Origin of the sequence: Pseudomonas sp. A1230 (assembly GCF_044218825.1) — a bacterium.
Taxonomy (GTDB): domain Bacteria; phylum Pseudomonadota; class Gammaproteobacteria; order Pseudomonadales; family Pseudomonadaceae; genus Aquipseudomonas; species Aquipseudomonas iridis.
In genome coordinates this window covers 903,878-917,094 of record NZ_CP162582.1, presented here as the reverse complement: position 1 = coordinate 917,094, position 13,217 = coordinate 903,878, and the positions used below count along the sequence as shown (strand labels likewise).

Sequence of the window (13,217 nt, the reverse complement as noted above, 5' to 3'; positions counted from 1 at the left end):
CTTGAGCGAGTACGTCAACATGCTTGACCTTAAAAACCCCAGCAGTCAGCAGCAGGCCATGGAAGCGTTTTTCTTCGGTTATCAGGCGTTCACCGCCAAGGCTGACGAAATGCTCGAGCGCCGAGGCTTGTCACGGGTGCATCAGCGCATTGTGTTTTTCATCGCCCGCTACCCGAATTTGAGCGTCAAGGAACTGCTGGCCTTGCTGGGCGTGAGCAAGCAGGCGCTGAACATGCCGTTGCGCCAGTTGCAGGAAATGCATCTGGTGGACAGCGTCGCATCAGAGACGGATAAGCGTAAGCGCCTGCTGGCGTTGACCGCCGAAGGCGCGAAGTTTGAACAGGCGTTACGGCGAGAGCAGGTGAAGTTGCTGGAGCGGGTGTTTGCCGAGGCTGGGGAGGCTGCGGTGAATGGCTGGTTGGCGGTGAATCTGGCGTTGGGGGACAGTCGGGCGGCTTTTGATTGACTGTCCTGGCCTCATCGCTGGCAAGCCAGCTCCCACAGGGTTCGAGTCGTTTGCACATTTGTGTAAACCCCGATCATCGCGGGAGCTGACTTGCCTGCGATGAGGTCGAAAAAGTCGATATATCCCTATCGACGGACTTCTCGCAAACAAAATCAAAAACAATATTTGCTTTATTTGTACACAAAAGCATAATCCACAGCGTGCGAGTTCCTGACCGCATGGTCAACAAATTCGCGTATGCCTCAAAGGGCCGCTGCCACCCCTCATGGGTCCGGCTCTGGAAATAACAATAAAACTCTTGAGGAGTACTCGCTGTGGAAAGCCGCAAATCCGAAGCATCGACGCTGGATCTCTCGCCGCCGTTACGCAATGGCTTGCTTGAGCGCCTGTTTAAACTCAGCTTGCATGGCACCACGGTGAAGACCGAGCTGATTGCCGGTCTGACAACCTTCATCACCATGGCTTACATCATCTTCGTCAACCCCAACATCATGGCCGATGCCGGGATTGACCACGGTGCAGCCTTCGTCGCCACCTGTATCGCCGCTGCACTGGGCTGCCTGCTGATGGGCCTGTATGCCAACTGGCCGGTGGGTCTGGCACCGGGCATGGGCCTCAACGCGTTTTTCACTTACACCGTGGTCGGCACCATGGGCTACAACTGGGAAACCGCCCTCGGTGCGGTGTTTGTCTCGGGTGTGTTGTTCATGATTCTGACCTTCTCGCGGATTCGCGAATGGCTGCTCAACAGCATTCCGGTCAGCCTGCGCCACGCGATGGGTGCCGGTGTCGGTTTGTTTCTCGGGCTGATCGGTTTGAAAACCGCTGGCATCGTTGTCGATAGCCCGGCGACTCTGCTCAAACTGGGCTCCCTGCATGAAGCTGGCCCACTGCTCGCCGCGGTCTGCTTCCTGATGATCGCAATTCTCAGCTACCACCGCGTATTTGGCGCGATCCTCATCAGCATCATCACCGTCACCTTGGCCGGCTGGGGTCTGGGCCTTGTGCACTATCAAGGCATCATGTCCGCCCCTCCAAGCCTGGCACCGACCTGGATGGCGATGAATGTGGCCGGTGTATTCAACGTCAGCATGATCAGCGTGGTCCTCGCTTTCCTCTTCGTGCACATGTTTGACACCGCCGGCACCCTGATGGGTGTTGCCCAGCGTGCCAATCTGGTGAACGCTGACGGCCGCATCGAAAACCTCTCCCGTGCCATGAAAGCCGACAGTGCTTCCAGTGTATTCGGCGCAGTGGTGGGTGTTCCGCCCGTCACCAGTTATGTGGAAAGTGCCGCTGGCGTGGCCGCTGGTGGTCGGACTGGTCTTACCGCCGTCACCGTAGGTATGCTATTTATAGCGGCGATGTTTTTTGCACCGCTGGCCGGCATGATTCCCGCCTACGCCACCGCTGGTGCACTGATCTACGTTGCAATGCTGATGATGGGCAGCATGGCCCACATCGAGTGGGACGAAGCCACCGATGCCATTCCGGCCATCGTCACCGCGATCATGATGCCGCTGACGTTTTCGGTCGCCGACGGTATCGCGCTGGGCTTCATCACCTATGTGGCGCTGAAGGCCGGCACCGGCAAGTTCAAGGAAATCTCCGTGAGCCTGTGGGTGCTCTGCGCGATCTTCTTCGCCAAGTTCATCTTCCTGTAAGCGGCACGCGGTTCAAGCTTCAAAACGGCCTCACCCTCGCGGGTGGGGCTTTTGCACATTCGTGAATACAACAAAAAGGAGCAAATGATGAGTCTGGAAACCTGGCTGCTGTTCAGCGGCGCGGCGCTGGTGGTGATCCTTATTCCGGGGCCACTGTCGTTGCTGATGATCAGCAACAGCCTGAATTACGGTTTGCGTCGTTCCTACCCGGCGTTTCTCGGCGGCGTGTTTGCCTCGATCTGTTTGCTCAGTGCTTCTGCGCTGGGTCTGGGCGCCCTGCTGCTGGCATCGGAAAAACTTTTCAGCGCGCTGAAAATCGTCGGCGCGATCTATCTGTTCTACCTCGCCTGGCAGAGCTGGCAGCAATCGCGTCAGCCCTCGGTGGCCACCGAAGTGCCGCAAGCCGCGCCGGTTCCCAGATTCCGCGCCTTGTTCGGTCGCGCCTTCGTACTGGGCGCCAGCAACCCGAAAGACATTCTGTTCTTTGCCGCCTTCCTCCCGCAGTTCCTCAGCGCCGAGCAAGCGTTTCTCCCGCAACTGCTGGTCATGATCGCGACCTGGACGGTGCTGGATCTGCTGTGCAAATTGGCCTACGGATTGAGTGCCCACGGTGCAGCTCGATACCTGCGCAGCGGCAAGGGACAGAGCTGGTTCAACCGGATCAGCGCAGGATTGTTCGGCGGAGCGGGCGCGGCGTCCCTGCTTGGCAGCCATTCCTGAGAACGGCAATCGGGTGACGGGTTTGGCACTGCTGTTGATCCGTGTGCACGGATTGCAGCAGTGACAACCGTGAATGAATCAAACTAAATCAGTTTAAAAAGTTACATCATTTCATCCCGCACAATTCGCAACACCAGGCAACAACACTTCGATATACACCCATCAAACTCCCTCTCTAATATAGCCGCGCAACTGACCATCAACGCCAGAACAAGGAAGTTCTATATGGCCCAGCGTCTACACATCCGCACGATTAAAACCGACTCCGAAATCCCGGCAACCAACGCTTGTTTGGCCGCCGACATTTGCTCGCCCCTATTCCTCTGTCCCTAGCGCTCTCGGCCGGCCTGTATTCCAGCGCAGCCCGACCGATCGCCGCTACCAAACCGCATAACACCCGACGCACGCCCGTTGCGATGTGTCGTGGTCGCCCTGCGCGCCAAACACTACAAACCTGTTTATCAACCAACATTAATAATTAAACCCGAAGTGTATAAATGTTAAAGCCGACGAAAAAAATCAACACCTCAAACATCGACAATACTTCCAGCGCAAGTAAAGCGGCGAACAGTTCAAACGCCGCTACCCGCGCTCACAATCAGCTTGCGGACTTATCTATCAATACTCCCGATGCTGATGCTGCCCGACGCGCCAGCCCTGACACTCTGATTGAAACACCACACTCTTCAGCGGTCATCATCACGGACATTCCGGGATCGCCTGCGCGAGCTGCGACCCTCACCGTCGAATCGGCAATCAATATGATCACGTGGCCGAAAGAGCGCCTCGACGAACTGGTTCCATTCAGAGGCAATTCAGGGTTGTTCACCAGCAACGACGGCACCCTGTTTGCCGATTTGAAAGGCCTGGGCAAGACAATGGTCGAGCGCAACAGCCAAGGCGAATATCAGGTGCCCTTCCCCTTCGTGCCCGGCGTGCCAGGGCCGATTCTGGCCAGGATCGACGGTGAACCGCATTGGCGCATCGAGCGTCCTGGCTGGGTAAGAAAAGCCGCGCAGACACCGCCTCGCGAAATTGCGCCAGCGTTCGAATTTCTATCCCCCGAACTGGCGAAACTGCTGGAGCCCGCACGGCCGCAGGATGGCCTTCGTTACGACAAAACCGGCAGGACCTACGCAGATATTGCGGACGAAGGTACGGTGCTGATCCGCAAGAACAGCGACGGTGAATATCAGGCCAGCGACTTCAACGAGCGGTTTGCCTCAGGCCCGTCGGTGGAGCGCATCCCCGGCACGGATCTTTGGCGGCGAATCCCCGAACGGCAATCGTCCCCGCAGAGCCCGCGACTGTATATCCACGAGTCGCCCGACACCGATACAGACACCGGCACCCGCCCGGCCAAACGTCCCCGGCTGGAGGAGAGTGCCGAGCCATCCGGACCGGCTGAAGGCTTGGACACCGCACCGCGAGTGTCCCGAGAGACCGTTGAAAGTCCTTATTACTGGATGCAGTGGGGACATTACGACGGCCCGCCTCCAGGCCCGTCCACAAAGCTGGGCGGATTTGACTACGCGATCGTGCCACCAGGCTCGGCTGCCGATCGCTTGCCCCGAATGATTTTTTTGCAAAACCCCGAATCTCCAATCAGCCGATTCGACGAATTCGAACGCGTGATGCGAGCGACGCCGGCCCTCCAGCCGGCAGCCATCTACCGCTACAGCAACGACCCGCTGGAAGTGCGACCGGCGCAGAAGCTCTTCCACAAACCCTTGTCGCAATCAGTCGCCGAGCGCTTCACAGATTTTTCCGAGGGGACGGCACAGACGGTCGCCAAAACCCTGTTCGAACGCGCTGACAATTCCGCGCAAATTACTTCCACCGGCCTGCACCATATTTATCAGGTACTGACGCAGTGGAACTGGCGAGCCACCTCCGGCGTGCCGCCACTCGGCGATCCCATGCTCATGTTGCGAGAGGCCCCGCGTGTCGAACATAACGGGCGAACCTTGCTACCGCTGACCGCCGCGCCGGACGCGCCACTGCATAGCCTGACCTTTGATCCGCAGCGTTTTCCCGAAGACTGGAGTTACTACCTCAGGACCCTTTCCAACCAGGCCTTGAAGCAGTTGACCGGTGGCCTGCTGGTGCGCGCCGGTTATGACGTCTTCCCGCTGACGCCTCACCATCAACGGCCCACGCTGGTGTTTCGCGGTCCAGCCACCGATGACGTGTTCATCTTGAAACTGGGGGTGGTCGAGGGTAATGCCATTGCCCTTCACACCCAGGCCGGCACCGAACTGCTGGACCCGGCCCTGCCCGCCAGCATTGGCCAGCCAGCGTATGCCGCAGTACAGGCGGCCCATGCGAAGAATCAGCTGATCTGGCTTCTGGGCGGCGTGCTCAACGTCAGGTCGAAGCCTGAGTCCGTGTTCATTATCCGAGAGCGCTGAAATCCGTAAGCGACGCCAGCCTGGCAGCGTGCCCCTGCGCTGCAAGGCTGCGCGCCCGCTCTGCGTTTTTTTCAACGACCGATCAGCAGCCAGCAAAAATGAACAAGGATGCTCAAATTGCCTAGCACTCAGTCTTCCACGAATATCCATCTGGATGACGCCGTCGTCGTCACCGACATTGGCCTGCGCGCCAATCAGAAAACGCCGTCGACACTCGACATCAGCGCCGCCGAGAGCACGCCTGCGAACGCCAGGCGCAACAGCAAAGCCTCGCAGTTGCGCATCGTCGACGAGCTCTTCGGCCCGCTACAAATCGGCCCTTATTCCGTCACCCGGACATCCCTCGACGCTCTGGGCGCCACCCTGCTCGGAGAACAGCTGAACGGAAAAAACACTTTTTTCCGAGAGCCGAAACAATCCTTCTTGAACCAGCTGCAGTTAGACCCGATAGCCATCGAAGCGCAGATGAAATTGACCACAGGCGCAGACGATTATTTGCTGCCCTCGCTGCTGTTCGAACTGGCGAGCATGCGCCCCCTGACTGCCCCGGCGATGCTCAGGGAAACCGATCCGTCGCTCGCCGATCCGCGCAAATACCGCCATGCGCTGGGCAAGCTGTTGAACGCTGCGCAACGGCTCGATATCGGCGACACGCAACTGCCCGGACAAGCGTCCGGACGCCTGTCCGGCTGGGTCAATCACGCGAAGAGTGCGGGCATGGCCAGCATGGGCATGGGGCTGCAGTCATTTGGCGTCTACAGCGGTCTGCGTGGCTTGCATGACGCCATCCGCAACAAGAATGAATACGAGACGATATTCAACGGTGCCAGCGTCGCCGGTGAGCTGGCTTCAATGGTGGTTGAAGTGTCCGTGGCCAAAAAAGCAACGCTGATGATTCAGGCCAGTCGTAGTGCCTGCAAAGGCTTCGTCCACACGCGGATCGGCGTACGGCTCGGACGCTCGGCCGGATTGCTCGCCAGCGTCCTGACCCTGCCCTTCGACATCATCGCCGCCGTCGACGCTTTTGATGCAGCGTCCAAGGCCACCGGCAAGCAAGCGGTTGACCACTACGTCGAGGCCGGCCTGAGCGTCACCAGCGCCGCCATGACCGTGCTGCTGGGCTTCGCGGCGTTGGCAGGTTTCTCCGCGGCAGGCCCGGCGGGTCTTCTGGCCGGGCTGTTTCTGGTGGCCGGTGCCCGCGTGTGGGCCGGAGTGCGCGCCGTGGATGACATTGATGACTACATCGAACTCACCACCCATGAGCGACTGCGCACCGGCTGGTTTGCCTTCTGGGGCGTCGACCCCGACACCGCGGTGCAGAATCGTTATGACCTCGCCAAGGCAACGGCTGAGCACGCGAGGTTGCTGCAAACCACCGCGCGACGACTGCTCGACGGAACGCTCAAAGAGCAGATTGAAGCCGTGGTCGATGGCGGCTTTGTCGCGGAATCGAACCCGGTGCAAATCCGCTTCTACAACTGGTCGCGGGAAACCATGGAAGACGCCACGGTCAGCCGTGTGCAAATACATGACACCGATGACACGCTGGACGCCCGTGGCGGGGTGAATGAGCAAACCCCGGGGGCGTCACTCGGCACTGCCGGCGAGCACAAGGGCGTGTTGTGGTTTATCGGGGGCGGTGACGACGACATCCGCGGCGTCGAACACAAACCCAACGTGTTTCATTACAGGAGCGGCACCAAGAAGCTGACCGGGGGCAACAGCGGCGATCAGTTCGTGTTCAAAGACGCAGCCAATCAACTCAAGAACGCCTCGGCGCAGGGTCGGCTATCGGCACTCGACGGTGGTGAAGGCAACGACACATTGTCATTGGCCGATGCCATTGCCGAACCAGGCGCAGGCAGGCTGGGCTACCACGTAGACCTCAAGGCAGGGCTGATGTCGGTGATCAGCCTCGACGATTCCACCCATCAGCGAAAACTCGAGCCGCACACGTCCCTGACCAGCATCGAGAATGTGACAACCCTTGCGGGCGCCAGCAATGAAGTCATCGCCACGCAAGCAGCCAACATTATCCAGGCGTGGGGAGACGACGATATCCACGCCGCCGAGGGCGATGACCGCATCGATGTGTTCGGCGCTCATGCCACAGTGCACGGAGGAGCCGGCAGCGATACCTACAGCATTGCTCACGTGGCCGGTCATGTGTCGATCATCGAGGATGGCGCGCAAGACAGCATCATCGGTCTGGACTGGCGCAAGGAACTGATTGTCAGCTGGACGCTGGAAGGCGCACACCTGGTCATCACCTCGCGGTTTGATCTGGATGACGACCTGAGTCGAATCGTCAGGATCAAGGATGTCTACCAACAGCGCGGCGAGCAACGCGTGCTGCAAAATGCGAAATTGCTGTTCATCACCCGCGATGGTTTCCACCTGGTACCGGACCTGCCCGCCACGCTCGACACCCCAGGGCCGATCACTCTGCAGGTGACGATCATCCGACCGGGCAGCACAGCCGGCCCGGTGATTGTCTACGAAGATGAACAGACGGACCCGCGGAAAAAGCTTGAGCGTTACTACATTCCCCGAGGCGAACGCCTCACCACGCTGCGCATTACCGAGCACTCACCGAAAGCCCTGAGCATGGTCTACCTGGATTACGCCAGCCAGGAAATCTCCAGCATCGAGGCGTACTACAACGCCACGATCAAATGCGAGCTGGCGTTCGACCGCATCATGTATACCGAATGCGGCCTGTCCCTGCGCTTCGGCCAACATGAATTGCTCATCAAGAACCTCGCCAGTTCTCACAGTGTCGGCACTATCGCCATCGGGGAGCGCTTGACTCGACCGGCCCTGGCGGTGAATCAGCCGATCATTCTGGTCATGAACGACGGCGTGTCATGGCGGCTCGAACAACCGCCCATGGCCGACGATTTTTTCGCCAACGAAACGTTTCGCAACAGCACCTCCAACGCCTGGAAAACCAGCGTCGCGCTTCCCCTCAAACCATGCGCCGGCACCTACCCTTTCTATCGGCCTGCAGACAATCCCGGGCATCAGCTGCGCGCCAGCAACGTCTGCATCGGGTTGAAAAGCCTGCCGCGGCAACGCGCAATCGAGCACCTCGTCGGCGAGGGATCCACCTACCTCGTGCACCTGACGCGCAATATAACGTTGCGTATCTCGACCCCCGGCGCACTGGCCGACGCCCCGGCGCAGTTGCCTTATTCATCGGTATGGGAGCTCGACGCGACGCAACTGGGCGCAGTCGAGATCAGCCTCGCCGATCATCTGCTGCGCATCGGCGACGTCATTGTTCATCTGCCGCAATACAGCCAGCCAGACGACCTGATTGACCAGGTGCACGTCATCACCCGCGGGGGGATCGTGCACAGCGTCTACATCGAGTTCGAAACGATCTCCGTCAAGCACATTGATGCGCGCTACTTCGATCCCGAATTCGACTACGCCAACGCGTTAGCGGCGACCCCTGCGCGAGCGCGACACCTGGCGGTACAAAATGCCGTGGTCCGGGAAAACGCTCTGGCCCAGCCGATTTTTGATCCGCGCGACCGCAGTTGGGCAACGTCAGACGAGCCGCTGCACAAGCTCGCGTTCACCCAGCTGCAGGTCTTGAACCGTTGCGACCACCAGCTTGAGGTTTGCCAGGATTTACTGCAGTTCGCCCTTCAGGCCGACCCGCCGGTGACCGCCGAGCAACTGATGGCGCTGAAGCAACATTGCCTGGCGCTGCTCTGACCTTCAGGCAGTGCGTTGAAAACCGGTGCCCGGCGCGCGGCTTGTCCAGCGGAGCGCATGACACCGTAAAACCGACCGCCTCGCCATCTGATGGCTCCCCCCTTTATTCAGGAAGATACCTATGGCCAAGCCGCCCAGGAAAACCAGCGTAACCACGACACCGCCCACATCTCCAGCCTCAAGGCCGGTTGCGGGTGCGGAAGTAATCCCCGCTCCGATCACAATCTCTCACGTCATGGGCGCCGCTCATGCCCACAGTTCGACACCCTCCGCACCGCCGACTTCCCCCTCTTCTGGCGGAGCGAACGTGCAATCGGCCGTCGTCGTTACGGCCATTGCGGACCCGTCGCGCGCCCGAACGCTGGGCGCCATCAGCGCCACTAACTGGCCGAAGGACAAAATCCATGAGCTGCGACCCGTGTCGAGCGACAGTGGCCTGTTCGAAGGTTTCGACGGACAGATTTATGCGTTCGTCGGCGACCGCGATTACATGTGGGTCGAGCGCCGCGCAAATGGCGAATATCGAAGTCCTTTGGTGACGCGGCCGGGCGCAGAATTGAGTTTCAGAAAACTCGAAGGTGAAGCCCGCTGGCATGCCGATTGGCTGCCTTCGCAGCCGGTACCCGACCCAGATGTGACGCGCAACGACGCCCGGCCCAAGCCTCTCGGGTTCATACCGCCATTTCTGGCGGCCACCCTGACCTCCCGCGAACACTCGGCGCAGGGCTTGCGTTACGACGCTGCCAACCGGCCCTATGTCGATACACTCGAAGGCACCATCATGATTCATCGTCATCCGGATGGAAGCTATCAACAGAAATCCGCTGACCGCTTCATCCCGACGGGCCCGATGGTGGAGCAAATGGCGGGGCAGAAAATCTGGCGGTTCATTCAGAACGCCGAAGAAGGCCAGGCATCGAGTCAACATTCGGCCAGTACTGATGGCGCCAGCGTTGACGCCATTGCTCAACCGGGCACGCGCCCCCACGTGGCAGAACGGCCACAGCCGCTGGCGAATGAACAATGGATAAACTGGGGCAAGGAAAACAAGCCGGAAAACGGTGAATCCATTGCCATCAACGGCCGCCACTACCCTATCGTGCCGGTAGGCAACCAGACGAACGACGCCACACGCGTGTACTTTCTCAGCCATCCGGATTTTTCGCCGAGCCATTTCGAGACGTTCGAGCGCATGCTGCGCGAGGCGCCGGCCCTTCAACCCGTGCCGATCTGGCGTAGCACTGATACGCCATTGAAGGTACGCGTCGGCGAGACATCGTTCACCCAGCCCCTGACGCAATCGGTCAGGGACATGTTCAGCGAGTTTTCCGATATCACTGCCCGAGCCGTCGCCAGAATGTTGTTCGAGCGTGCCGACAACTCGCGCACGATCACCTCCGCCGGTCTGTTGAAGCTGCAGTGGATAACCGATCAATGGCGGCGCAAGCCACTGGGTGCGGCTTCGTCGTTCGCTGATCCGGTGGACATGCTGCCAGTGGCGCCACGGGCGCAAATTGGTGGCCGAACCACCGTCCTGCTGCCGCCCGAGGTGGACGGCCCGCTGCAACGCCTGACATTCGACCCGCTGCGTTTCCACGAGGAGTGGACCAAATACCGCAGCAATTCGACGTTTGCCGGCCTCAGGTTGCTGGTCAGCGGGGTGCTCAGACGCTGCGGCTACGAAGTGGCGCCCTTCACCCGCTTTCAGGATTGGTCGTCGCTGGTTTTCCAGGGCAGCAACCGGGACAAGGTCTATTTCATGAAGGTGGGACAAGTCACCGGCAACGCTTTTGCGCTGGGCCATTCTCCGGAAGCGGAATTCGCTGACCCGCATCTGCGGGCAAGGATTGGCGACCCCGCCTATACCGCCCTTATGCAAGCCAGGACGGAGGACAGAATCGTCTGGCTGCAGGGCGGTGTCCTCAGTGACGGACTGGGCCGCTACTGTGTGTTCATCATCAGAGAAGCGTGACGTCAGCCCTGACACGGGGAGGCGCAGACGTGACGATTTTTGAGGACGATATATAGATACCGCCAGTGAAAAAACCGCTTCGAAGATGATGGAACTTCAATCATCAGCGGTACACAACCATGGCCAAACCTCCACGCAAAATCCCCTCTTCTTCGACCTCCCCGGACGGCTCCACGTTGCCCACCCGCTCGACTGCCGCGCAAGGCCCCGATGCCATTGCAGCCGTGAGCGGGCCGGGATCAAGCAGGCAAACCCGCGCACCCGGCACCGATGAGCACGCGGTCGAAGCCACCGCCAGTGAAACCCCTTGGGAAAGCGCCGTTGTCGTCAATCCGCTCCCTGGGGCAACGCCCGAGCGAGTGGCGGCAGCCATGGCCATGATTACGCTGCGCCCGGAGCAGGTGGCCACGTTGCGCACCATTGACAACGAACCGGGGCTGTTCACGAGCGAGGACGCAAGAACGTATGCCCACCTTGGCGAAGGCACCTACTTTCTGGCAGAACGCAACGCGGCCGGCGAGTACCAGGTGCCTTTACTCGCCACCCCGCATTTGCCCGGCCCGACGCTCAGAAGAATCGACGGACAGGCGCTGTGGCGCATTGAGGCTCCAGACTGGATGCGCGCCCCACCCTCTGACTCATCGCCCTCGGCTGGCGCGCCTGCCAGGCCTGCCACGCCGCTGTTCCTTTCACGGCAAATGGCAGAGACGTTGACCCATCCGGACGACTCGAGCCTGGGACTTCGCTTTGACCGAAAAAAACGCACGTACGTCGACATGCAAGACCCGCAACCGGCAGATTCGAACCTGAGCAATACGGTGCAGGTGCGCAGAAATTCCGATGGAATCTATCAGCAATGCCATGCGGGAGAGCGCACGCCCTCGGGGCCGCTGGTCGAACAGATTCCAGGCACCCGACTCTGGCGAGAAATTCCCCGGGCGACGACAGCCGAACAGGCGCACTCGCGGCCAGACGTCGATCAGCGCGCTGTCAGGCCTGACTCGCCGGAACCGGGCCCGAGCAAGCGTCCCCGGCTGGAGGCTGAAGAGCGACTCACCCCAGATACGGACCTGTTCGCTGACCGTCTGTTGCTCGATGCCAGCGGCGCATTGAACCTGTCCACCGGCTACTGGCGCAACTGGGGCAAACCGCAAAAACCGGCGGATGCCTCAATAGAAATAGCCGGGCTTCATTATCCGATCGTGCCGCAGCCGCTGCAGGCCAATCCACGTCTGGTCTATCTGCAAAACCCACGATTTGCGCCAGGTCGTTTTGACGCATTTGAGCGAATGCTGGTGGAAGAACCTGCGCTGCAACCGATATGGGCCGTCAAGCGCGAGAGTGGCTGGGCCGTGATGGAAAATCGCATGCCGTTCGCGACACCGCTGACGCAGCAAGTCGCCAACTCGTTCAATTACATGGCGCCCGACTCGGCGAGCGCCATTGCCCGGGAAGTATTTGACCGGGCGGCCTATCAAAGAGCAATTGACGGCAACGGACTGGCGCGACTCAATCAGACTTTCCGGCATTGGAGCGACAGGGCCAAAACCTTTTCACCCCGTCGCGATCTGAGCGATCCACTGATGATGCTGCCAGCGCTGCCCACCACATTTGGCGCGACCGCACCTCACTGGAGGATCCAACTCCCGACCCGCACTGCCGACGAGTTCCAGCGCCTGAACTTTGATCCCTCGCGCCTGCCCGAGTGGAGCGCCTATCTGGCGGGCCCTGACAGCGCCAGCCTGCAGACCCTGTTCAAAACCGTCCTGCAGCACAATGGCTACAGCCTGTATGCCAGCAGTCGGGCACTCAACGAGAACGCCGTGGTGTTTCACCGTGAAGGACTCGATGCCGTGTTTGTGCTGAAAATTCCGGATGATCCGCACAACCTGTTGCACCGTGCCACGCTGCCGGGGTTCGAGATTGCCAACCCGCAATTTCGCGCCGTAGTGGGCGAGGCGGCGTACCTGAGGCTGCTTACGCTAGTCAGCGAGATGAAAATCATCTACCTGGTGGGTGGCATTGAACTGACGGGTATGTCGCCCGCGCTCTATATCGTGCGTGAAAGTTGACTCCCTCACTTAAACAAGCTTGGTAAACACTGAATCAGAGATAACTGGAGCAGCCTTATGCTGCTCCAATTGGCATGCCTTTTAATAAATAACCGACAGCAGTTTGCCGCAATGGGCGGTAACTTCCCGCCGATATACACCTGAAAAACTTGCAATTAGCATGGCGGCGCACATTCAACGCAACTG

The 13,217-nt window shown here is 59.8% G+C and carries 7 protein-coding genes; all 7 read left to right on the top strand.

Annotated features, from left to right (window positions below):
• Positions 1–19: 19 nt before the first annotated feature.
• Positions 20–466 carry a MarR family winged helix-turn-helix transcriptional regulator gene (locus AB4P97_RS04310; RefSeq protein ID WP_042558437.1) on the top strand — a complete coding sequence of 149 codons (447 nt, stop codon included), beginning with the start codon at positions 20–22 and terminating at the stop codon, positions 464–466.
• 314 nt (positions 467–780) lie between these two features.
• The gene (locus AB4P97_RS04305) at positions 781–2,130 is read left to right on the top strand and encodes an NCS2 family permease (RefSeq protein WP_395602099.1); all 1,350 of its coding nucleotides are present in this window, start codon (positions 781–783) and stop codon (positions 2,128–2,130) included.
• Positions 2,131–2,217: 87 nt separating this feature from the next.
• On the top strand, positions 2,218–2,850 hold the full coding sequence (locus tag AB4P97_RS04300) for a LysE family translocator (protein ID WP_042558435.1): 633 nt from the start codon (positions 2,218–2,220) through the stop codon (positions 2,848–2,850).
• Positions 2,851–3,347: 497 nt separating this feature from the next.
• Positions 3,348–5,261, top strand: coding sequence for a hypothetical protein (locus tag AB4P97_RS04295; protein ID WP_395602098.1), 1,914 nt, complete (start codon positions 3,348–3,350; stop codon positions 5,259–5,261).
• A 108-nt stretch (positions 5,262–5,369) separates the two neighbouring features.
• Positions 5,370–8,987 (top strand): calcium-binding protein, encoded by a 3,618-nt coding sequence (locus AB4P97_RS04290; protein ID WP_395602097.1) that lies wholly within the window; start codon positions 5,370–5,372, stop codon positions 8,985–8,987.
• A 307-nt stretch (positions 8,988–9,294) separates the two neighbouring features.
• The gene (locus AB4P97_RS04285) at positions 9,295–10,959 is read left to right on the top strand and encodes a hypothetical protein (protein WP_395602096.1); all 1,665 of its coding nucleotides are present in this window, start codon (positions 9,295–9,297) and stop codon (positions 10,957–10,959) included.
• A gap of 119 nt (positions 10,960–11,078) precedes the next feature.
• A complete protein-coding gene (locus AB4P97_RS04280) occupies positions 11,079–13,031 on the top strand; it encodes a hypothetical protein (RefSeq protein WP_395602095.1) in 1,953 nt (650 codons plus the stop codon).
• Positions 13,032–13,217: the final 186 nt, after the last annotated feature.